This is a genomic window from Mycetocola sp. Y442 (assembly GCF_056898615.1).
On the sequence record NZ_JBXHBV010000001.1, the window covers coordinates 940291 to 963324 of the forward strand.

A 23034-nucleotide genomic window follows, 5' to 3' on the forward strand; every position below is an offset into this window, starting at 1 on the left:
AGAAAACCCCCACCGACTCATGTTGGTGGGGGTTTTTCTGTGCCAGCGGGTGGCCTCGGTTAGCGCTGCGGGAGGTCGCGAGCGGCCGAACCCGTGTACAGCTGCTGCGGGCGGCCAATCTTGGTCTGCGGGTCCTCGTTCATCTCGCGCCAGTGCGCCACCCAGCCGGGAAGGCGTCCGATCGCGAACAGCACGGTGAACATCCGGGTCGGGAAGCCCATCGCCTTGTAGATGACGCCGGTGTAGAAGTCGACGTTCGGGTACAGGCGGCGTTCCTTGAAGTAATCGTCCTCGAGGGCGATCTGCTCGAGTTCCTTCGCGAGGTCGAGCAGTGGGTCGCTGACGCCGAGCTGAGCGAGAACTTCGTCCGCGCTCTCCTTGACGATCTTCGCGCGCGGGTCGTAGTTCTTGTAGACGCGGTGCCCGAAGCCCATGAGCTTGACACCCTCTTCCTTGTTCTTGACGCGCTCGACGAACTTCGCGACGCCCTCGCCCGAGTCACGAATGCGACCGAGCATCTCGAGGACCGCCTCGTTGGCACCGCCGTGCAGCGGTCCGGACAGGGCGTTGATGCCAGCCGAGACCGACGCGTAGAGGTTGGCACCGGTCGAACCGACGAGCCGCACGGTCGAGGTCGACGCGTTCTGCTCGTGGTCGGCGTGGAGAATCAGCAGTCGGTCCAGCGCCTTCGACAGCACGGGGTCGATCTCGTACGGCTCGGCCATGTTGCCGAAGTTGAGCCGCAGGAAGTTGTCGACAAAACTCAGGCTGTTGTCCGGGTAGAGGAACGCCTGGCCTGTCGCCTTCTTGTGTGCGTAGCCCGCGATGACAGGGAGCTTCGCGAGCAGGCGGATCGTGGTGAGCTCAACCTGTTCGGGGTCGCTGGGGTCCGCAGCGGACTCGTAGTAGGTGGAGAGAGCGGAGAGCGCGCTCGAAATGACGGCCATGGGGTGTGCCGTGTGCGGCAGGGCCGAGAAGAAGTGCTTGAGGTCTTCGTGCAGCAGTGTGTGGCGTCGGATCTTCTCGTCGAACTCAGCGAGCTGGTCGGCCGTCGGCATCTCGCCGTAGATGAGCAGCCACGCGACCTCGAGGTAGGTGGAGGATGCGGCGAGCTGTTCGATGGGATATCCGCGGTAGCGGAGGATGCCGGCGTCGCCGTCAATGTACGTGATCGACGACTTCGTTGCCGCCGTGTTCACGAACCCGTAGTCCAGTGTCGTCAGGCCCGATTGGCGCGTCAGCGTTGAGACGTCAAGGCTGGATGCGCCCTGACTCGATTTCAGGATCGGAAACTCTGCGGTTCCGCCCGGGTAGGTCAGGGTAGCTTTCTCTGTCACTGCGCTTGACTCCTGCTCGACGTCGCCCACGGCGCCTCCTTGTACTGGTTGTTCCAGGTGATTGTGCGGCGTTCCTGCCCCGCGAATGTGTGGCCGCGGCGACGGGTCCGGATACAGCCTAATCGGCTGACCGGCCAACTACCGCATCCGCCAACGACCGGCTTGACCTCTTGGAGCTAAGCTCCAACGCCGTCGCGGGAGAGTCGCAGCGCCGCAGCGGCAATCCTCTCGTCTGTGGCCGTGAGCGACAGCCTGACGTGCTCGGGGGAGAACTCACCGTAAAACGTACCTGGACCGGCGAGGATGCCGAGGTCAGCGAGCCTCCCGATCGACTCCCAGGCGTCCCTGCCCTCGGTCATCCACAGGTAAAGCCCGGCTTCGGAACGATCGAGACGGAACCCTGCGCCCTCGAGCGCGGGCAGGAGCACGGCCCGCCGCCCGGCGTAGCGCGCCTTCTGCTCGGCAACGTGCTCATCGTCGCCCAGGGCGGCGATCATCGCCTCCTGTAACGGCGCTGGCACCATCAGTCCCGCGTGTTTCCGAACCGTGGTCAGCCGTGCAATCGTGGCGGCGCAGCCTCCGGCGAACGCGGCACGATACCCGGCCATGTTGGACTGTTTGCTGAGCGAGTAGATGGCGAGGACGCCGTCTACGCTTCCTCCGGTGACCCGCGGGTCAAGGATGGACGGAACCGGTACGGTTGCCCACTGACCGCTCCAGCCGAGTTCGGCGTAGCACTCGTCGTTCACGATGAGTGCGCCGAGTTCGCGTGCTCGAGCGACGGCAACGCGAAGGAAGTCAATGTCGAGCACGTTTCCGTCGGGGTTGCCCGGCGAGTTAAGCCAGATCAGCTTCGTGCCTTCCGGCCATTCGGCCGGATCATCGGATGCCACAGCGCTGGCCCCGCACATCGCCGCTCCGATGGCGTAGGTGGGGTAGGCGGCCCGCGGATGCACGATCGTGTCGCCCTCCCCGATGCCGAGCATGAACGGCAGGAGTGCGACGAGTTCCTTCGAACCAATGGTGGGAAGGACATTCGCCGAGCGAAGGTCGGGTACCGACCGTCGCCTGGCGAACCAGTCGACGATGGCTTCGGCGAGAGCCGGGGTTCCGGCTGTTGTCGGGTACGCGTGTGCGTCTGTCGCCTCGGACAGGGCGACCCGCACGACCTCGGGAGTGGGGTCGACGGGCGAACCTATCGAGAGGTCGACGATTCCGTCAGGATGCTGGCGCGCGCGAGTGGCAAACGGCACCATGGCATCCCACGGGTAATCGGGAAGCGGTGAGAGCGCCACGCCTCAGACGCCGGCCTGCGGCGGCAGGGCAGAAATGACCGGGTGGTCGTACTTGATGACCCCGACCTTTGCCGCTCCGCCGGGCGAACCGACCTCGGTGAAGAATTCGACGTTCGCCTTGTAGTAGTCGGCCCATTCCTCGGGCAGGTCATCCTCGTAGTAGATGGCCTCGACGGGGCACACGGGCTCGCAGGCTCCGCAGTCGACGCACTCGTCCGGGTGGATATAGAGCGAACGCTCACCCTCGTAGATGCAGTCCACGGGGCACTCATCGATGCACGCTCGGTCTTTGACATCCACGCACGGGAGGGCGATGACATAGGTCACAGTTGGTCAGTCCCTTCGAAAGACGGCTCAGTCAAGTCTACGCCTCACCCACCGTGACCGATGGCGACCGGGGCCGTTCGGGCAGCCGCGGCCACGCAACGACGACCGTCGCGATGAGCACCGGCCCGATGGTCCAGACCAGTCCGGCCAGCCCCTGTGGGATCAGCACGGAGCCGCCGGGGCTTTGCACCGAGAGCAGCGCGATCATGCCAACGACGCCAACGGCAGCCAGGAGAACAACGAGGCGGTCGCCGATGAGCAGGCGCAAGCCCACCAGAAGCGCGAGCACGCCCACGAGGGAGAGGATCAGGCCGAGGGGAAAGTTAAAGGAACCGAGGGCGAGCGTCGCCTGGTGCTGGACTGTACCGACAGCGCCGAAGACTGCGCCGACGATGAAACCGAGGACACAACTGACCGCTCGATTGCGTCCGCTGGTCGGCTGCAGCCCTGCCGCGGAGCGGGCACCCGGCTCTGGGCTCGTCGGTTCGGCGTTGGCCTGGCCGTTGCCCACCGGACCGCTGCCCGCCGGACCGTTGCCCGCCAGTTCGTTGTTGCTGCCCAGTCCGCCGTTATATCCGCTCACCGGCCAAGTGTACCCAGCCCGCTTGACTGCTCGGTGTTCAGTGCTCCGTGCTGGTGACGGCGCCGCGGTGGCGATCGCCCGCCCGCCCGCGGGGGTCACGCCAGGCCGGTCAGCGCCCGGAGCAGGGCGGCAACAGCAGCCGCAACGATCACGACGATGAGAAACGGCACCCTGAGCCCGTAGAGCACCGCAGCGACGCCGAGAGCCGGGACTCGAGCGTCAAGGACAACGCCGACTCCATCGCCGACGGTCTGCACGACGATGAGAGCGGCCAGGAGCGCGACGGTGAGGAGTTCGGCGATCCGTGACGGCACTGGTTTCTCCAGCCAGTGCGCCGGCACAGCGTAACCCGCGAGCTTCAACGCGACGCACGCGATCGACGCGAGCAATATGACGTTCCAGACGGTCACGAGGCACCTGCCCCGTCCCGGCTCCCGAACCAGTTGGTGACACCGACCACGACCGCGACCAGCGCGGCGGCGATGACGGGCACACCGCCCGGAGCAAACGGCAGGAGGACCGCAGCGACCACCATCGCTCCCCCGGCGACGACGAGCGCCTGCTTCCTGTGGAGGCGAGGCCACAGCAGGCCGAGGAACGCCGCAGCAGCGGCGGCATCGAGTCCGTACGCGCGGGTGTCTCCGAGCAGGTCACCGACGAGGGCGCCAGCGAAGGTGGTGAGGTTCCAGCCGAGGTAAACGACAAGGCCGGTCACCCAGAACCCCGTGCGACTCGCGGTGGCGGTCTTCTGGGCCAGGGCAACCGCCACCGACTCGTCGATGGTCAACCACGCCGCGGCGATGTCACGGGGCCAGCCACGGCCGACGACCGGTTTCATCCGCATGCCGTACGCCGTGTTCCGGGAGCCGAGCAACACGGCGCTGGCAATGGCGGCGGGAGCTGATGCGATTCCGCCCGACGCGAGGACGCCGACGAGAGCGAACTGCGATCCGCCGGTGAACATGAAGAGGCTGAGCACCGAGGCCTGCCAGATGTCGAGGCCGGCGGCAACCGCCAGGGCACCGAATGAGACTCCATATGCCGCGGTGGCGACACCGACAGCAACGCCCTGGCGTGCGGCAAGCTGCTCCGGCGTTCGGGGCGCTTGCCGGCTCATCCCTGTGACCGACCAGTGACAAGCGGCCCGAACTCGACCCGGGAAGCCAGCAATCGGGTACAGGACATGGGATCCAGAGTAGCGGGACGAACGAAGCGCCCGGGATCACTGATCCCGGGCGCTTCGTGTGAACTGACTTCTGTTACTCGTTCTGCTTCTTCAGGCGGCTCGTGTTGCGCGCGCGGGCGTTGGCGTCGAGCTCGACCTTGCGGATGCGGACGATGGCCGGAGTGACCTCGACGCACTCGTCTTCACGGGCGAACTCGAGGCACTCCTCAAGCGACAGCTGGCGTGACGGCGTCATCGACTCGAACGTGTCCGAGGTCGACTGGCGCATGTTCGTCAGCTTCTTTTCCTTGGTGATGTTGACGTCCATGTCATCGTTGCGCGAGTTCTCGCCGATGACCATGCCCTCGTAGACCTCTTCGGTCGGGTTGACGAAGAACGTCATCCGCTCCTGGAGGGCGATGATGGCGAACGGCGTGACAACACCCGAACGGTCGGCAACGATCGAACCGTTGTTACGGGTGACGATGGGGCCGGCCCACTCGTCGTAACCGTGCGAGATCGCGTTGGCGATTCCGGTGCCGCGGGTGAGCGTCATGAACTCCGTGCGGAAGCCGATGAGACCACGCGACGGAACGATGAATTCCATACGGACCCATCCGGTTCCGTGGTTCGCCATGTTGTCCATGCGGCCCTTGCGCGCAGCCAGGAGCTGGGTGATTGCGCCGAGGTATTCCTCGGGGACGTCGATGGTGAGGTGCTCGTACGGCTCGTGGGTCTTGCCGTCGACCTTTTTGGTGACAACCTGCGGCTTGCCGACGGTGAGTTCGAAGCCCTCACGACGCATCTGCTCGACGAGGATCGACAGGGCGAGTTCGCCTCGGCCCTGCACCTCCCACTTGTCCGGTGCGCCGATGTCGAGGACGCGAAGCGAGACGTTACCGACGAGTTCGCGGTCGAGACGGTCCTTCACCATGCGTGCGGTGAGCTTGTGTCCCTTGACCTTGCCGACGAGCGGCGAGGTGTTGGTACCGATGGTCATCGAGATGGCCGGCTCGTCGACGGTGATCGTCGGGAGCGGGCGGACATCGTTGGGGTCGGCGAGGGTCTCACCGATGGTGATGTCGGGGAATCCGGCGACCACGACGATGTCGCCTGGGCCAGCGCTCTCGGCGGGGTAACGGTCGAGAGCCTTGGTGATGAAGAGCTCGGTGACGCGCACGTTGTGGATGGATCCGTCGTACTTGACCCAGGCGACGGTCTCGCCCTTCTTGATCGTGCCCTGGAAGATGCGCAGCAGAGCGAGACGACCGAGGAACGGGGACGCGTCAAGGTTGGTGACGTGAGCCTGGAGGGGGTGCTCGTCGTCGTAGACGGGAGCTGGGATGTGCTTGATGATGGCATCGAACAGCGGCTCGAGGTCATCGTTGTCCGGCAGAGTGCCGTTCTCGGGCTTGTTCCAGCTCGCAGCTCCGTTACGGCCTGATGCGTAGACAACGGGCACGTCGAGGACGGCGTCGAGGTCGAGGTCGGGAACGTCGTCGGCCATGTCGCTCGCGAGGCCGAGGAGGAGGTCCTGGCTTTCGGCGACGACCTCATCGATGCGCGCGTCGGGACGGTCGGTCTTGTTGACCAGGAGGATGACGGGAAGCTTTGCTTCGAGTGCCTTACGGAGCACGAAGCGGGTCTGCGGCAGCGGGCCCTCACTCGCGTCGACGAGCAGGACGACACCGTCGACCATGGACAGGCCGCGCTCGACCTCTCCACCGAAGTCGGCGTGGCCGGGGGTGTCGATCACGTTGATCGTGATCGGTCCGTTCGTGGCGTGCTTGCCCTTGTACGACACCGCGGTGTTCTTCGCGAGGATCGTGATGCCTTTTTCACGCTCGAGTTCGTTCGAGTCCATGGCGCGCTCTTCGAGGTGCGCGTGTTCGGCGAATGAGTCCGTCTGACGGAGCATGGCGTCAACCAGCGTCGTCTTGCCGTGGTCAACGTGAGCGACAATGGCTACGTTTCGGAGGTCGTCGCGCGAAGCAAGCGCCATGAAAAAATTCCTTACAAGAAGAGATGTCGCGAGAGTATGAGCGCGACGGGAAATGTACAGATGCGAGCCAGAATCCGACCCAACAGATTATCTTACTGCACAGAGCCCTCAGCTCGCTGGGACTGATCTCAGGTTCACGCAAAGAAGCACCGGAGCCACAGGTCCGCCAACCGTAGTTGCCGCGCCTGTCGCGCCGGTGCTTCCTTGAACAGTCCGCTTAGCGGCCGAACTCGAAGTTGCCTCCGGGGATCGCAGCGAGCAGCTCCTGCGTGTACACCTCACGCGGGCTGTCGAAGACCTCATCGGTCGTCGCCGACTCGATGATCTGCCCCTTCCTCATCACGCACACGTTGTCCGCAACGAGCCGCACGACCGCGAGGTCGTGTGTGATGAAGAGGTAGGTCAGGCCAAGCTCGGTCTGCAGCTCGGTGAGGAGGTTGAGGATCTGACCCTGGACGAGAACGTCGAGCGCCGACACCGCCTCGTCGAGCACCAGGACGTCCGGCTTGAGCGCGAGTGCCCTGGCGATCGCGATGCGCTGTCGCTGTCCACCCGAGAGTTCACTCGGGTAGCGGTAGCGGGTTGAGGCCGGGAGCGACACCTGGTCGAGCAGTTCAAGCACCCGCATCTGGCGTTCGCGTGCCGTTCCCACCTTGTGGGCGAGGAGCGGTTCGGCGATGGTGTTGCCGACGCTGTACTGCGGGTCGAGCGAGCCGTACGGGTCCTGGAAGACCGGCTGAACGCGACGGCGGAACTTCAGCAGTTCAGCGCCACGGAGGCCAGCGACATCCTGACCGTCGAATTCAATCTCACCGCTCGTGATCGACTCGAGCTGAAGCAGGAGCTTGGCGACGGTCGACTTGCCAGAGCCGGACTCCCCTACCAGGGCTGTCGTCGTGCCCTTCTGGATACCGAAGGAAACGTCGTTGACGGCTTTCAGCTCATCGTGACGGAATCCCTGCTTCCGAATCCGGTACACCTTGGACACGTTGCGAAGCGAGATGAGGTCCCTGGCCGGTGCCGCGTTCTCACGTTCGGCCGCACGCTCGAGGAGCGTCGTGTCGATAGCGCCCTCCGAGAAGATCTCGGTCTCGGCAACCTCGTGCTGCTTGACGGCCTGGATGCGACGGGACGCGAGGCTCGGAGCCGCTGCGACGAGGCGCTGGGTGTACGGGTGCTGCGGGTTCGCGAGGATCTCCTGCGACGGCCCGGACTCGACAACCTTGCCCTGGTACATCACGACGAGCTGCTCGGCACGTTCGGCTGCGAGGCCGAGGTCGTGGGTGATGAACAGCACGCTCGTGCCGTAGTCACGCGTGAGGGTCCCGAGGTGATCGAGGATCTGACGCTGAACCGTGACGTCGAGCGCACTCGTCGGCTCGTCGGCGATGAGCAGCTTCGGGCGACTGGAGAGACCGATTCCGATCAGCACGCGCTGACGCATACCACCGGAGAACTGGTGCGGGAACTGCTTGAGGCGGTCACCCGCGTCGCTCAGCCCGGCCTCCTGGAGGACCTGGATGGTGCGCAGGCGCGCGTCCTTGCCCTGGGCGATGTTGTTCGCCTTGATGGCCTCCTCGACCTGGAATCCGATGCTCCAAACCGGGTTGAGGTTCGACATCGGGTCCTGCGGGACGTAACCGATCAGGTTTCCCCGAACGTCCTGGATCTCGCGGGGCGAGAGCGTTGTCAGGTCCCGTCCCTCGAACAGGATCTGTCCTCCGGTGACCTTTCCGGTTCCTGGCAGAAGATCGATGATCGACTGCGCGGTCGTCGACTTGCCCGAACCGGACTCCCCGACGATGGCGAGCGTCTGCCCGGCGTAGAGGGTGAGGTCGACGCCACGCACAGCGGGGACGATGCCTCGCTGTGTCTGGAATCCGACCTCGAGGTCGCGGATCTGGAGAAGCGGTTCGGTGGATGAATCGCGCGGCGAGGCCACGGCATCCGTTACTGGCTGGCTCATCGACGTGCCCTCGCCTTCGGGTCGAGTGCATCACGGACGACATCGCCGAGCATGAGGAACGAGAGCACGGTGAGTGAGAGTGCCGCTGCGGGGTAGAGCAACGTCTGCGGGCTGGTGCGGATCGATGTCCGCGCCTGGCCGATGTCATTGCCCCACGACATCACGCTCGGCGGGAGACCGATACCGAGGAACGACAGGGTGGACTCGGCGACGATGAACGTACCGAGCGACACCGTCGCGATCACGATCACGGGGGCGATCGCGTTCGGGATGACGTGGCGGAGGAGGATCTTGAACTTCGACACACCGAGGGCGATCGACGCCATGACGTAGTCGGAGTTTTTCGCGCTGAGCACAGCGCCGCGCATGATGCGGGCAACCTGCGGCCAGGCGAAGATTGCGAGCACGAGTGCGACGGTGATCGGTGTGCGGTTCGGGAGGACGCTCATCAGGACGATCGCGCCGAGAACGGTCGGGATCGCAAAGAAAATGTCGCCAAGACGCGAGACGAGCGAGTCGAGGATTCCACCGTAGAACCCGGCGAGGGAACCGATGACGATGCCGACGAAGGTGACGAGGAGGGTTGCGAGCAGGCCGACCGTGACGGATGCCTGCGTGCCGAAGATGACCCTGGAGTAGACGTCACAGCCCTGGCGGGTGAACCCAAACGGGTGTCCTGCCTCGGGGCCACCGTTGCTGTTGGCGAGCAGGCAGTTCGCGTTCGGTGCGACCGAGGTGAACAGGCCGGGGAACAGCGCGACGACGGCGATGATGAAAATGAGGACTGCCGAGATCCAGAACGTCGGTCGACGACGCATCGACTCCCAGGCATCCGCCCACGTGCTGCGTGCTTTCTGTGACTCGTCCAGTTTGTCGATCGCTGCAACGGGGGTTTCCTCGAGCGGCGCGACGTAATGACCCTGTGAAGCGTATTTCTTATTTTGCATAGCGAATCCTTGGGTCAAGTGCCGCGTAGAGCAGGTCGACGAGCAGGTTGGCGACCACGAAGATGATCACCATGACAGCGATGAACGACACAACTGTCGGTCCCTCGCCGAGGGTGATCGCCCGGTAGACGGTTCCACCGACACCGTTGATGTTGAAGATGCCCTCCGTGACGATCGCGCCGACCATGAGCGAACCGAGGTCAACGCCGAGGTAGGTGACAACGGGAACAAGCGAGTTGCGCAGAACGTGCACCGTGACGACCCGACGACGCGAGAGCCCTTTCGCTGTCGCCGTTCGGACGAAGTCGGCGTTGAGGTTATCTGCAACGCTCGCGCGGGTGAGCCTGACGATGTAGGCGAACGACACCGACGCGAGAACAAGGGCGGGGAGGACGAGTTCGCTCCACGGCGCATCTCCGGACACCGTCGGCCGGAACCAGCCCAGCTCGATCCCGAAGACATACTGCGCAACGAAGCCGACGACGAAGGTCGGCACGGAGATGAGCAGAAGGCTCACAACGAGTGCGCTGGTATCGAACCACTTGCCCTTGCGCAGGCCGGCGATGAGGCCGACGAGGATACCGGCGAACGCTTCGAATACGAGCGCGAGGAGGGCGAGGCGTGCGGTGACGGGGAAGGCGGATGCCATCACGTCGGCGACGGGGCGGCCAGAGTACGTGGTTCCGAGGTCACCCTGGAAGAGCCCGGCGATGTACAGGAAGTACTGCACGATGAAGGGCTTGTCGAGGTTGTACTCGGCCCGGATCTGCGCAATGACGCTCGGCGCAGGTGGGCGGTCCCCGAAGAGCGCAGCAATGGGATCGCCCGGAAGGGAGAAGACCATGAAGTAGATGAGGAAAGTTGCCCCGAAGAACACGGGGATCATCTGAAGAATGCGTTTACCTGTGTACCAGAGCATCAGGTTATTTCGCCGGGTCGAACGTACATGAATGTCACAATCACTGGTTGATTCTAGTCAATGAAATGTCCGGGGCGAATTCGCCCCGGACATTTCACTTGTGCGGTCTGGGCTCGGTGAGACTAGCCCTTGGTGATGTCGTGGTACAGCGGGACGGAGTCCCAACCGAACACCACGTTCTCGACGGTGTCAGCCGAGACACCGGTCACGTTGGAGTACCACAGCGGGATGGCCGGGAGGTCCTTGAGCAGGACTTCCTGTGCTTCCTGGTACTTCGCGGTTGCGTCTTCAACGTTGGCAGCGCTCGCGCCTTCCTTGAGGAGGTTGTCGAACTCTTCGCTCGAGTAGTCCTCGTAGTTCGATCCGGCACCGGTCTGGTACAGCGGAGCGAGGAAGTTGTACAGCGACGGGTAGTCGGCCTGCCATCCGGCGCGTGTTCCACCGGTCAGCTTGTCGTTGTCGCGGTCGTCGATCGCTGCTGCGAACGTCGGGTACGGCTTGCCCTGTGCGGTGATGCCGAGGGTGTTCGCGATGCTGTTGGTCACAGCGTCGACCCAGCCCTGGTGGCCACCGTCAGAGTTGTATGCGATGTCGAAGACGGTGTCGCCGTATGGTGCGATAGCGTCAGCCTCTGCCCACAGCTTCTTGGCTTCGTCGGGGTTGTAGTCGAGTACTTCAGCGCCCTCGAGGTCGTCGGTCCAGCCGTCGATCACCGGGGAGGTGAAGTCGGTTGCCGGGGTGCGAGTTCCCTGGAAGATCACGTCGGTGATCTCTTCGCGGTTGATTGCCATCGAGATGGCGGCACGACGGAGCTTGCCTTCTTCGCCGCTCCAGTGCTCGAGGTAGTACGGCATGTTGAAGCCCTGGAAGATCGCGGCAGCCTGGTTCACAGCACGGTCGCCGAAGTCGCTCTCGTAGCTCTCGAATGCCGAGTCCGGGATGGCGTCGAGAACATCGAGGTTACCCGCGAGAACGTCCGCGTATGCGGCATCCTGCGTGGCGTAGAAGATGATCTCAAGGCCGCCGTTGGCCGGCTTGCGAACGCCGTCGTAGTCCGGGTTGGTGACGAGGTTGATCTTTTCCTCGTGAACCCAGGCGCCTTCGCCGTCGAGCATGTACGGGCCATTGCCGATCGGGTTCTCGCCGAAGGCTTCCATGTCCTCGAACGCTGCGCTCGGCAGCGGCATGAATGCCGTGTAACCGAGACGGAGCGGCCAGTCGGCCTCAGGAATCGCGAGTTCGACGGTGAACGTCTTGTCGTCGACAACCTTGAGTCCGGACATTTCCTCGGCGAGTGGAGCGCCGACCTGGATTGCGTTGCCGTCTTCGTCAACCGCACCGCTGGGGTCATCGACCGCGTTCTGCAGGTCGCTGAAACCGACGATGTTGTCGAAGAAGTACGAAGCACCCTGTGCGTTGTCGTACAGCGCCGCATAGTTCCAGGCGTCGACGAACGACTCTGATGTGACTTCTTCGTCGTTGGTGAACTTCCAACCGTCCTTGAGCGTGACAGTCCAGTTGGTGGCGTCGTCAGACTCGATGGATTCGGCAACCTCGTTCTCGATGGCGCCTTCGGCGTCGTACGAGACGAGTCCGGCGAAGATCGAGGTCATGATCTTGCCGCCACCGGTTTCGGTGGTGTTGGCGGGGAGCAGGGACATCTGCGGCTCGCTGCCGTTTGTGGTGATGATTGCGTCAGTGTCGGCCCCGGACGACTTCTCAGTCGAGCCACCGCTGCTGCTGCAGCCCGTGAGCGCCAGGGCGCCTACAGACAACAGCGCGACGGCGCTAAGGCCTACGCGTGATCTTTTCAATTTTCCTCCTGTGCGAGTGCGCACGGCAGACAGTTTTGTGCCCCGACTGCGGTGCTGGATACAAGAACCATAGGTAGCGGTGCGCCCATCTGCAAATTTGTCGGGTGAATCGTTACTTACCGGAAACGTGATCTGCGAATTATTGGCGAATTCGCACATTTTCTGCTCCAAAGGCGTCTTCTGCGCAATTCTTCGGCAAGGATGGCCTCAGGGACGGTAGGGAGATGCGATGGTGACAACCCCGGCCAGGCGCGCGTGGTGGGAAATCGCCATAGTTCTCGGTCTCTCCGTCGGCGCATCCGCCGTCTACTCGCTTGTGTCGCTGACAGCGCGATTGACGTCAGACGTCCCCCTGTCCGAACAGAGCGCAAGCCTCAATCCTTCGCTCAATGAGCGGGAGTGGCTGGATTTCACGTACCAGTTCCTCGGGATCTTTTTCGAACTTTTCGTCGTCGCTCTCGCCCTGTACTTGCTCTGGACCGCATCCGCGAGTGGAGCGGCGCGAATCGGCCTCACGTTCACCGAGCCCGGTCGTGACCTTCGGCGCGGCGTCGTCCTCTTTCTCGCCATCGGCATCCCGGGCATTGCGTTTTATCTCATCGGCCGATTCGTGGGAATCACCGTGGGGATAGAGACCTCTCCCCTCGACACGCACTGGTGGACGGTGCCGATCCTCATTTTTTCCGCTCTTCGCGCCGCGCTCGTCGAAGAGGTCCTCGTGATCGGCTACCTGTTCACACGACTGAAGGAGCGAGGCTGGTCTGACTGGACCATCATCCTGTCGACCTCGCTCCTCCGCGGCAGCTATCACCTTTATCAGGGCGTCGGGCCGTTCTTCGGCAACGTCGCGATGGGCATCGTCTTCGGCTGGTGCTACCGGAGATGGGGCAGGGTGATGCCACTCGTCATCGCCCACCTGCTGCTCGATGTCGCGTCGTTCGTCGGCTATCCCCTGGCGGTCGCGCTGTTCCCCGAGTTTTTCGCGGTGTCTCGGTAAGCGATCTCACCTCTTGTTTGGCCACACAACAAACCACTAGTGTGTCCCCAGCGCACAGGGTGGTGCGCCGCGCGACGATGCGCGAACTTGAGGAGGACCATGCCACACGACGACACGGGTACCCACACCCCAGGAACGGCTATCGACTACATCGCGATAGAAGAGTCACCGGACTTCATCGCTCACAAACGCACGCACAGGAGCTTCGTCTTCCCCCTGGCCGCTGCGTTTCTACTCTGGTACTTCGCCTACGTTCTGCTGGCGGACTACGCGCACGAGTTCATGGCGACGAAGGTCATCGGAAACATCAACATCGGTCTGATCCTCGGACTCAGCCAGTTCGTGACGACCTTCGCGATCACCACCTGGTATGTCTCGTTTGCCAACCGCAAACTCGACCCGGCCGCAGAGAAATTCCGCAACGAGCTCGAGGAGGCTGAGCGAGCATGAAAACTGTTGGTGATCCGATCCTGAACATCTCCATCTTCGCGGCGTTCGTCGTCGTGACGCTCATCATCGTCATCCGGGCATCGCGCTCGAACAAGACGGCGAACGACTTCTATGCCGCCGGACGTTCATTCAGCGGCGGTCAGAACGGAACGGCAATCGCGGGCGACTACCTGTCCGCTGCGTCGTTCCTCGGCATCTGCGGCGCCATCGCCGTCAACGGTTATGACGGCTTCCTTTACTCCATCGGCTTCCTGGTGGCGTGGCTCGTTGCCCTCCTCCTCGTCGCTGAGCTCCTTCGGAACACGGGCAAGTTCACGATGGCGGATGTCCTCTCCTTCCGCCTGAAGGAACGCCCGGTCCGGCTCGCGGCAGCGACCGCGACGCTTGCCGTGTGCTTCTTCTACCTGCTCGCGCAGATGGCGGGCGCCGGTGGACTCGTGTCGCTGCTCCTCGGTGTCAACGATCGACTCGGCCAGTCCGTTGTCATCGCCGTCGTCGGCATCATCATGATCGCCTACGTGCTCATCGGCGGCATGAAGGGAACCACCTGGGTGCAGATCATCAAGGCTGTGCTCCTCATCGCCGGCGCTGGAGTGATGACCGTCTGGGTGCTCGCGCTCAACGGCTTCAACCTGTCAGCCCTCCTTGGGCAGGCGGTCGCCGTCGCGGGCGAGGACATCCTCAACCCGGGCGCCCAGTACGGCGCGACCGGAACGTCTCGCCTCGACTTCGTGTCGCTCGCGCTCGCGCTCGTGCTCGGTACCGCTGGACTCCCCCACGTGCTGATGCGGTTCTACACGGTGCCAACGGCGAAGGAAGCCCGTCGCAGTGTGGTGTGGGCCATCTGGCTCATCGGCCTGTTCTACCTGTTCACCCTCGTGCTCGGCTACGGCGCCGCGTACCTCGTTGGCGCGGAGCGGATCCTCGCCGCCCCCGGTGGAGTGAACTCGGCTGCACCGCTGCTCGCGTTCGAGCTGGGCGGGTCGATTCTGCTCGGCATCATCTCCGCCGTTGCTTTCGCGACGATCCTCGCCGTCGTCGCGGGGCTCACCATCACCGCGGCAACGTCGTTCGCTCACGACGTGTACGCGAACGTGATCAAGAAGGGTGCCGTTCCCCCGAACGGCGAGGTGAAGGTGGCTCGGATCACCGTCGTGGCAATCGGTCTGCTGGCCATCGCCGGCGGAATCGGCGTTCAGGGACAGAACATCGCGTTCCTGGTCGCCCTCGCGTTCGCCATCGCGGCGAGCGCGAACCTGCCCACCATCCTGTACTCGCTGTTCTGGCGTAAGTTCACCACCCGTGGTGCGCTGTGGAGCATGTACGGCGGGCTCGCATCGGCGTTGATCCTGATCATCTTCTCGCCGGTCATTTCGGGCGCGGAGACCTCGATGTTCAAGGACGTGGACTTCTCCTGGTTCCCGCTGAACAACCCGGGAATCGTGTCGATCCCGCTCGGCTTCCTGCTGGGCTGGCTGGGTACGGTCACCTCGAAGGTCAAGGAAGACCCGCGGATCGCAGCCGAGATGGAGGTGCGCTCTCTCACCGGACACGGTGCGGAGAAGGCATCGTCGCACTAGGTCGGTAGCCCGACTCGGGTTGAGGGCGGGGAGAATGTTTTCTCCTCAGCTCCGTGAGGCGAAGCCTCACGAACGGCGGCAGCCCCTGCCAAGGAAATCTCTCAACGAAACGGCGACCCGCAACCATCTCGGTGGTTGCGGGTTCGCTCGTCTTGGCGTTCAGGGCCGGGCACTCCGGGGGCGTTCGTCGTCATAACTCGCACCCCGAAAACATCCTCCCCGCCCGGACCCCCTCCCGCCCGAGATAAGGAAATAGCGCCCAGACAAGGACGAAAGCTGACACTTGGTCCTTGTCTGGGGCTTTTGTCCTTGTCTGGGCGGGCGGGGTGAGCGTTTTCGGGGTGCCGAGTTATGGGAGGAAGGGGCGGGGCAAGAACGCGGTGTCAATCCGAGTCACACCCATGGCCCCGTCCCTTCCTCCCATTGTTTGAGCTGAGGAGAAAATGCCCACCCCGCCCGCGGCCCGGGGCGAGACCCTGAGATAAGGAAATAGCGCCCAGACAAGGACGAAAGCCGAGACCTGGTCCTTGTCTGGGGCTTTTGTCCTTGTCTGGGCGGGCGGGCGGGCGGGCGGGGTGAGCTTTTCGGGGTACCTGGGCGGGCGGGGTGAGCGTTTTCGGGGTGCCGAGTTATGGGAGGAAGGGGCGGGGCAAGAACGCGGTGTCGATCCGAGCCGCACCCAGCGCCCCGCGCCTTCCTCCCGTTGTTTGAGCTGAGGAGAAAATGCTCACCCCGCCCGCTTGCCCGGGGCTCGCAAGCCCCGTTACCCATGACCCGATTAACAGGAAATCGCACGGTTATCAGGACGAAAGTTGAGAGATCGTCCTGCTATCCGTGCGATTGCCTGCGCCGCGTGCTGCTACTCGAACGCCTCGGGTGGCGGGCAGGCGCAGACGAGGTTGCGGTCGCCGTACGCGTTGTCGACGCGACGCACGGGCGGCCAGTACTTGGTCCGCACGAGCGACTTCACCGGGTAGACCGCCTGCTCGCGGGAGTAGGCGTGCTCCCACTCCCCCTCGATGACCGACTGCGCCGTGTGCGGCGCGTGCACGAGAGGGTTGTCGTTTGCCGGCCACGTTCCCGCGCCGACGGCATCCGCTTCGGTCTTGATCGCGATCATCGCGTCGATGAACCGGTCGATTTCGGTGAGGTCTTCGCTCTCGGTCGGTTCAACCATGAGGGTGCCGGCGACCGGGAACGACATCGTCGGCGCGTGGAAGCCGTAGTCGATGAGTCGCTTGGCGACGTCGTCGACGGTCACACCTGTTGCCTCGCGGAGTGGACGCAGGTCGAGGATGCACTCGTGCGCGACCAGTCCGTTGTCTCCGGTGTAGAGCACCGGGAAGTGCTCTCGGAGGCGCACGGCGATGTAGTTCGCCGCGAGGACGGCTGCGCCTGTCGCCTGCTTGAGCCCCTCTGCGCCCATCATGCGGACGTATGCCCACGAGATCGGAAGGATGCTCGGGCTGCCGTACGGCGCCGCCGAGACCGGCCCACCGGCGTGGGTGTATGCACCGTGGTCGTCGCGCTGCGCCATCGGGTGGCCTGGCAGGAACGGCGCGAGGTGCGCCTTCGCCGCGACGGGACCGACACCGGGTCCGCCACCACCGTGCGGGATGCAGAACGTCTTGTGCAGGTTGAGGTGCGAAACGTCGCCGCCGAAGTCGCCGAACCTGGCGTATCCGAGCAGCGCGTTGAGGTTGGCGCCGTCGACGTAGACCTGGCCGCCGGCGTCGTGCACGGCCTGGGTGATCGCGGTGATCTCGTGCTCGTACACGCCGTGCGTCGACGGGTACGTGATCATGAGCGCGGCGAGGTCGTCGGTGTGCTCCTCGACCTTCGCCCGCAGGTCGTCGAGGTCGACGTTGCCCATGTCGTCGCAGGCAACGACGACGACCTTCATGCCGACTAGCACCGCGGATGCCGCGTTCGTGCCGTGTGCGCTGGACGGAATCAGGCAGGTGGTGCGGTTCAGATCACCGTTCGCCCGGTGGTAGGCGCGGATGGCGAGGAGCCCGGCCAGCTCGCCCTGGCTGCCCGCGTTCGGCTGGAGCGACACGGAGTCGTAGCCGGTGACCTCGGCCAGCCAGCTCTCGAGCTGTTCGATCAGGCCAAGGTAGCCGAGCACGTCCGCCTCGGGGGCGAACGGGTGCAAGCTCGCGAATTCGGGCCAGGTGATGGCCTCCATCTCGGTCGCGGCGTTGAGCTTCATCGTGCACGAACCGAGCGGGATCATGCCGCGGTCGAGCGCGTAGTCGCGGTCGGCCAGCTGCTTGAGGTACCGCATCATGGCGGTCTCGGAGTGGTGAGTGTTGAACACCGGGTGGGTGAGGTACTCACTCGAGCGCCGCAGCTCCCCCGGCAGCCGCGTGGACTCGGCGTCACCCGGAGCGGTAATGCGCTCGTCACGAGAGAACCCGAACGCGACGACGACAGCCCGGAGATCGGCATCCGTCGTCGTCTCATCGACCGAGATCCCCACAGTTGCGTCATCGACGAGGTGCAGGTTGATGCCGAGCTCACGAGCGCGCTCGATGATCGTCGCAGCCTCGCCTGGCACGTGCACACGCAGCGTGTCGAAGAACGACTCGCTCGCGAGCGTGAGGCCGTAGCTCGTGAGAACCGCGGCGAGGGCGTCCGCCCGACGAGCGGTCTCTGCGGCGATCCGACGGATGCCGACCGGCCCGTGATAGACGGCGTACATCGAGGCCATCACGGCGAGGAGCACCTGTGCCGTGCAGATGTTCGACGTCGCCTTCTCACGGCGGATGTGCTGTTCGCGCGTCTGCAGCGTGAGCCGGTAGGCCGGGTGACCGGCGGCATCCTGGCTGACGCCGACGAGCCGACCCGGCAGCTGCCGTTCGAGCCCCTTGCGCACAGCCATGTAGCCCGCGTGCGGGCCGCCAAAGCCCATCGGCACGCCGAAGCGCTGGGTGGTGCCCACCGCGATGTCCGCACCGAGTTCACCGGGAGAGGTGAGCAGCGCGAGCGCGAGCAGGTCGGCCGCGACGACGGAGAGGCCACCCTTCTCCCTGATCGATGCGAGAACGGATGCCGGGTTCCACACACGTCCTGATGCACCCGGGTACTGCACGAAAACGCCGAATGCCGTCTCGGGCAGCTCCGCTCCACCGGCAAGGTCGAGCTCGACGAGGTCGATGCCGACCGCCTCGGCCCGGCTCGCGAGGAGAGCCTTGGTCTGCGGGAAGGCATCGGCGTCGACCACGAACACCGTCGAGGTGAACGTCGAGGCCCGCCGCGCGAGCAGCATGCCCTCGACGACAGCGGTCCCCTCGTCGAGCATCGACGCGTTGGCGGTGTCGAGGCCGGTGAGGTCGGTGACCATGGTCTGGAAGTTGATCAGAGCTTCGAGTCGGCCCTGCGAAATCTCCGGCTGGTACGGCGTGTACGCCGTGTACCAGGACGGATTCTCGAGCACATTGCGCTTGATCACGGCCGGCGTGAGAGTGCCGTAGTAACCGAGCCCGATCATCGAGGTCCGCACCGTATTCGAGTCGGCGAGCTCGCGCAGTTCGGCGAGCGCTTCGCGTTCCGTGGCCGCGGCGGGGATCGACGAACTCGCCAGGTCGGCGACGTGGATGGACTCCGGCAGTGCCGCCTCGACGAGCGCGTCGACGGTGTCGTAGCCGACGGATGCCAGCATGCTCGCCTGCGCAGCGGCATCCGTTCCGATGTGACGCTCAGAGAACAGCTCGCGCATCACTCACCGACCAGCGCTGAGTACTCGTCCCAGCTGAGCAGGTTCGACGGCAGCTCGGTGAAACGCACCCGGATGAGCCAGCCGTCGCCGAACGGATCGCTGTTGACGAGTGCGGGGTCGTCGATGACGGCGGCGTTCGCGTCGACCACCGAACCGTTGACCGGCGCGAAGAGCTCGCCGACCGACTTGGTCGACTCGATCTCGCCGACGACGGTTCCCGACGCGAGCGTGCTGTCGACGGCGGGGAGTTCGACGAAGACGACATCGCCGAGCTTGTCTGCGGCGAAGTCAGTGATGCCGACGGTCGCAATGTCACCGTCGATCTCGAGCCATTCGTGTTCCGGGGTGTACTTCAGTGTGGTCTTGTCCGACATGGCTTACTTCTCTCTCCGATAGAACGGCAGTGTGGTGACAGTTGCGGGAATTCGTGTGCCTCGAACGTCGACGGCGAGTTCGGTGCCGGGCGTCGACGCGGCCGGGTCCACGTACGCCATCATGATCGGATGCCCCAGCGTCGGTGACAGCGCACCGCTCGTTACGGTTCCGACCACGGAATCGCCGGAAACCACCGGGTAGCCGGCACGACCGGCACGCCTGCCCGCCGCGGTCAGCCCGACGAGCACACGGGCGTCGTCCGCCGGCCCGGCCTCGACAGCCGCCCGACCGACGAAGTCGCCCTCTTTGGAGAGTGCGACCACCCGGCCGAGAGCGGCCTGTACGGGGAACGTCTCAGTGCCGAGTTCGTGGCCGTACAGCGGCATCCCCGCTTCCAGGCGCAACGTGTCGCGGCTCGCGAGCCCGGCAGGGACGAGCCCGTGTGCTTCGCCCGCTTCTTCGAGAGCGCGCCACAGCAGCACGGCCGCGTCGGCCCTGAGGTAAAGCTCGAACCCGTCCTCGCCGGTGTAGCCGGTCCGCGCGATGACGAGCGGAACGCCATTGAAAAACCCGTCGGTCGCCCGGTAGTAGCGGAGTTCATCGAGAGGGACACCGAGCTCACTGAAGCCTGTCGTCTGCTCGAGGATCATCCGCGAGTTCGGGCCCTGGACGGCGATCAACGCGTAGTCGTCGCTCTGGTCGTCGACGGTGACGTCGAACCCGGACGCCCGCTCCGACAGGGCGGCGGCAGCGGCATCCCGGTTGCCCGCGTTGGCCACAACGAGATACGTCGTGTCACCGAGCCGGTAAACCACGACGTCGTCGAGGATGCCGCCTGCCTCGGTGAGCAGGAGGCTGTACTTCGCCTGCAGGACGTCGATCGACGACAGCCGTCCGGCGAGGGCGAAGTCGAGGAATCGGCCGGCATCCCGTCCGTACACGAGGATCTCGGCCATGTGAGAGAGATCGAAGATGCCTGCGGCGTTCCGGACCGCCGCGTGCTCCGCGAGATCGCTGGTGTAGCGCACCGGCATCTGCCAGCCGGCGAAATCGGTGAAGCTCGCTCCGAGCTCGGAATGGACCGCGGCGAGCGGGCTGGTGCGTTCTGGTGCGGGGTCTGACACGAGTTCTCCAGGTGTCGCCGGGGCGACGATCGCAAAAAGCGGCTGCGGCACTCAAGGTGCCTGAGGAACTCCCTCTCTGTCATGGGCCTGAGAGTTTCGCTCGCGCAGCCGTCGATCACGGCTGGCGGCTTTCACCGTCGGCGGAACGCCAGGCGTTCACTTTCCAGAGTGGCCAGTTCGATGCGGTACAGAGACCTGAGAGATTGGCAGGGAGGCTTGCTCCTTCGGTGCCGGGCAAGCCCGGCTCTCCCGCATCGCGTGTGCGGCCCGATATTCGATTTTCGCCCAGCCTACAGTGAGGCGCACTCAGAGTGCTCGGCATCCCAGAGAAAATCTGGCGGGATATTTTTCTTCAGTTCGGGTCATGTTGACACTAAGATGGGTCTAGTTATAGTCATGGTGACTTTAACTGGAAGGATTCGTGATGGCCGCACACGCAGCGCCCCTCCATGTCGCCGTTTCGACGGTGATCTTCGCGCTTCGGCCATCACCGGTCGATGGCCGCATGACCGTATGGCTCCCCCTCGTGCGGCGCATCCGTGATCCGTTCGTCGGTATGTGGGCTCTCCCGGGCGGACCTCTTGAACCCGACGAGGACCTGGCGGAGTCCGCGGCACGCACCCTCGCTGAGACGACGCTGCTGACCCCGCAGTACCTCGAGCAGCTCTACGCGTTCGGCAACACAGACCGCTCCCCCGGCGAGCGCGTCGTCTCAATCGTCTACTGGGCCCTGGTGCGTTCCGATGAGGCCGACATCGCCGTCGAGACCGAGAACGTTCGCTGGTTCGAGGCTGATTCGGTGCCCGAGCTCGCCTTCGACCACAGCCTCATCGTGGAGTACGCGCTGTGGCGGCTCCGCAACAAGCTCGAGTACAGCCACATCGCCTCCGCCTTCCTCGGCGACACCTTCACCCTGTCCGAACTGCGCGAGGTCCACGAGGCCGTGCTGCAGAAGTCACTTGACGCGGCCAACTTCCGGCGCCAGATCGAAGGCTCCGGGCAGGTGGTGCCGACCGAGCAGCTTCGGACAGGAGGCCGGCATCGCCCCGCCCGCCTCTATCGATACGCGGCAACAGTGGAGACCAACGGGCCCCTCGGCCGCTCGCGTACCGACCGCTCACAGGGAGCATCATGACCCTCACCGCCTCGGTCGACAGCACGCTCATCGAGATCGCCGCCGGAACTGCGCCCGGCGCCGCGTGCAGCCCCGACCTCGTCCAGAAACCCTGGCTGTTCGACTCCCGGCCGCCGGGTTATGGTCCGGGTTCATCGATGGGTGACCTGATTCCGGTCGGTTCACCGCGCCAGGGTGAGCTTGCCGCGTTCTACCGCGAGGCATCCACCGAGGAGCTGGACCGTCGCATCCGTTCGGCCAAAGAGACGCTGGGGTCGAAGCTCGTCATTCTCGGCCACTTCTACCAGCGCGACGAGGTCGTCGCGTACGCCGACTACGTCGGCGACTCGTTCCAGCTCGCGAACGCGGCGAAGGCCCGTACGGACGCAGAGGCGATCGTGTTCTGCGGCGTGCACTTCATGGCCGAGACGGCTGACCTGCTGTCGACCCCGACACAGTCGGTCATCCTGCCCAACCTCGCCGCCGGCTGCTCGATGGCCGACATGGCGAACATCGACCAGGTTGAGGAATGCTGGGAGGAGCTCACCGAGCTCTACGGCACCGAGCCGGATGCCTCGGGGCGAGTCCCCGTGATCCCCGTCACCTACATGAATTCCTCGGCTGCGCTCAAGGGATTCTGTGGCCGCAACGGCGGTATCGTCTGCACCTCCTCGAACGCGGAAACCGTGCTCGAGTGGGCGTTCGAACGCGGCCAGCGCGTGCTGTTCTTCCCCGACCAGCACCTCGGGCGCAACACGGCAAAGGCGATGGGCGTTCCGCTCGAGCGGATGCCGATGTGGAACCCGAACAAGCCGTTCGGCGGCAACGACGCGCTCGCGCTCCAGGCTGCCCAGGTCATCCTCTGGCACGGCTTCTGCTCGGTGCACAAGCGGTTCACCGTCGAGCAGATCGAACGGGCCCGCGTCGAGCACGCCGGTGTTCGCGTGATCGTGCACCCGGAGTGCCCGATGCCCGTTGTCGACGCGGCCGACGAATACGGCTCGACCGACTACATCCGCAAGGCGATCGAGGCGGCACCCCCCGGTTCCACGTTCGCGATCGGCACGGAGATCAACCTGGTGCAGCGGCTTGCAGCTGAACACCCCGAGCACACGATCTTCTGCCTCGACCCGGTCGTCTGCCCCTGCTCGACGATGTACCGCATCCACCCGGGCTACCTCGCGTGGGTCCTCGACTCGCTCCTCGAGGGGGTCGTGCTCAACCGGATCACCGTGTCGGACGACGTCGCCGAACCCGCTCGCCTCGCCCTCGAGCGGATGCTCGCGGCGAAGCCTCCAGCGCACACGGGAGGCTGATC

General features: G+C 64.7%; 19 protein-coding genes and 2 riboswitches. Of the genes, 5 read left to right on the top strand and 14 right to left on the bottom strand.

From position 1 onward, the window contains the following. Positions 1-59: 59 nt before the first annotated feature. From AC1X6S_RS04465 to AC1X6S_RS04515, 11 genes are all read right to left on the bottom strand, one after another. Positions 60-1367, bottom strand: coding sequence for a citrate synthase (locus AC1X6S_RS04465; protein WP_483404575.1), 1308 nt, complete (start codon positions 1365-1367; stop codon positions 60-62). Between the two features lie 146 nt (positions 1368-1513). Beyond that, positions 1514-2632 carry a succinyldiaminopimelate transaminase gene (dapC, locus tag AC1X6S_RS04470; RefSeq protein WP_483404576.1) on the bottom strand — a complete coding sequence of 373 codons (1119 nt, stop codon included), beginning with the start codon at positions 2630-2632 and terminating at the stop codon, positions 1514-1516. 3 nt (positions 2633-2635) lie between these two features. After that, complete coding sequence (gene fdxA / locus AC1X6S_RS04475; protein ID WP_108391464.1) at positions 2636-2959, bottom strand: ferredoxin; 324 nt, start codon at positions 2957-2959, stop codon at positions 2636-2638. A 37-nt stretch (positions 2960-2996) separates the two neighbouring features. Continuing rightward, positions 2997-3542, bottom strand: a complete 546-nt coding sequence (locus AC1X6S_RS04480) for a hypothetical protein (RefSeq protein WP_483404577.1) — start codon at positions 3540-3542, stop codon at positions 2997-2999. A gap of 95 nt (positions 3543-3637) precedes the next feature. After that, the gene (locus AC1X6S_RS04485; protein WP_483404578.1) at positions 3638-3952 is read right to left on the bottom strand and encodes an AzlD domain-containing protein; all 315 of its coding nucleotides are present in this window, start codon (positions 3950-3952) and stop codon (positions 3638-3640) included. After that, positions 3949-4659, bottom strand: a complete 711-nt coding sequence (locus AC1X6S_RS04490) for an AzlC family ABC transporter permease (RefSeq protein WP_483404579.1) — start codon at positions 4657-4659, stop codon at positions 3949-3951. Before AC1X6S_RS04490 ends, AC1X6S_RS04485 begins: the two co-directional genes overlap by 4 nt. A 142-nt stretch (positions 4660-4801) precedes the next feature. Continuing rightward, a complete protein-coding gene (gene typA / locus AC1X6S_RS04495; RefSeq protein WP_483404580.1) occupies positions 4802-6709 on the bottom strand; it encodes a translational GTPase TypA in 1908 nt (635 codons plus the stop codon). A gap of 217 nt (positions 6710-6926) precedes the next feature. Further along, positions 6927-8675: a dipeptide ABC transporter ATP-binding protein gene (locus AC1X6S_RS04500; protein ID WP_483404581.1), complete on the bottom strand. Its 1749-nt coding sequence runs from the start codon at positions 8673-8675 to the stop codon at positions 6927-6929. Beyond that, positions 8672-9622, bottom strand: coding sequence for an ABC transporter permease (locus AC1X6S_RS04505; RefSeq protein ID WP_483404582.1), 951 nt, complete (start codon positions 9620-9622; stop codon positions 8672-8674). Before AC1X6S_RS04505 ends, AC1X6S_RS04500 begins: the two co-directional genes overlap by 4 nt. After that, on the bottom strand, positions 9612-10541 hold the full coding sequence (locus AC1X6S_RS04510; RefSeq protein WP_483404583.1) for an ABC transporter permease: 930 nt from the start codon (positions 10539-10541) through the stop codon (positions 9612-9614). The genes AC1X6S_RS04505 and AC1X6S_RS04510 overlap by 11 nt, the downstream gene beginning before the upstream one ends. A gap of 122 nt (positions 10542-10663) precedes the next feature. Then, complete coding sequence (locus tag AC1X6S_RS04515) at positions 10664-12355, bottom strand: peptide ABC transporter substrate-binding protein (protein WP_483404584.1); 1692 nt, start codon at positions 12353-12355, stop codon at positions 10664-10666. A gap of 229 nt (positions 12356-12584) precedes the next feature. Between AC1X6S_RS04515 and AC1X6S_RS04520 the strand changes: the two genes are divergently transcribed. The 3 genes from AC1X6S_RS04520 (at position 12585) to AC1X6S_RS04530 (ending at position 15382) form a co-directional block, all read left to right on the top strand. Next, a complete protein-coding gene (locus AC1X6S_RS04520; RefSeq protein ID WP_483404585.1) occupies positions 12585-13352 on the top strand; it encodes a CPBP family intramembrane glutamic endopeptidase in 768 nt (255 codons plus the stop codon). A gap of 99 nt (positions 13353-13451) precedes the next feature. Then, positions 13452-13802 (top strand): DUF485 domain-containing protein, encoded by a 351-nt coding sequence (locus tag AC1X6S_RS04525; RefSeq protein WP_483404586.1) that lies wholly within the window; start codon positions 13452-13454, stop codon positions 13800-13802. Beyond that, positions 13799-15382: a solute symporter family protein gene (locus tag AC1X6S_RS04530; RefSeq protein ID WP_483404587.1), complete on the top strand. Its 1584-nt coding sequence runs from the start codon at positions 13799-13801 to the stop codon at positions 15380-15382. The genes AC1X6S_RS04525 and AC1X6S_RS04530 overlap by 4 nt, the downstream gene beginning before the upstream one ends. A gap of 859 nt (positions 15383-16241) precedes the next feature. Here AC1X6S_RS04530 and gcvP read toward each other — a convergent pair. From gcvP to gcvT, 3 genes are read right to left on the bottom strand one after another with little or no spacing between them, the layout of a single operon-like run. After that, positions 16242-19103: an aminomethyl-transferring glycine dehydrogenase gene (gene gcvP / locus AC1X6S_RS04535; protein WP_483404588.1), complete on the bottom strand. Its 2862-nt coding sequence runs from the start codon at positions 19101-19103 to the stop codon at positions 16242-16244. Beyond that, positions 19103-19477: a glycine cleavage system protein GcvH gene (gene gcvH / locus AC1X6S_RS04540; RefSeq protein WP_483404589.1), complete on the bottom strand. Its 375-nt coding sequence runs from the start codon at positions 19475-19477 to the stop codon at positions 19103-19105. The genes gcvP and gcvH overlap by 1 nt, the downstream gene beginning before the upstream one ends. Before the next feature lie 3 nt (positions 19478-19480). After that, positions 19481-20602, bottom strand: a complete 1122-nt coding sequence (gene gcvT, locus AC1X6S_RS04545) for a glycine cleavage system aminomethyltransferase GcvT (protein ID WP_483404590.1) — start codon at positions 20600-20602, stop codon at positions 19481-19483. A 69-nt stretch (positions 20603-20671) separates the two neighbouring features. Then, a riboswitch (glycine riboswitch) is annotated at positions 20672-20774 on the bottom strand. 1 nt (position 20775) lies between these two features. Further along, a riboswitch (glycine riboswitch) is annotated at positions 20776-20864 on the bottom strand. Between the two features lie 162 nt (positions 20865-21026). Here gcvT and AC1X6S_RS04550 point away from each other — a divergent pair. Then, positions 21027-21737, top strand: coding sequence for an NUDIX hydrolase (locus tag AC1X6S_RS04550; RefSeq protein WP_483404591.1), 711 nt, complete (start codon positions 21027-21029; stop codon positions 21735-21737). After that, a complete protein-coding gene (gene nadA, locus AC1X6S_RS04555; RefSeq protein WP_483404592.1) occupies positions 21734-23032 on the top strand; it encodes a quinolinate synthase NadA in 1299 nt (432 codons plus the stop codon). Before AC1X6S_RS04550 ends, nadA begins: the two co-directional genes overlap by 4 nt. The last annotated feature ends 2 nt before the right edge of the window (positions 23033-23034 follow it).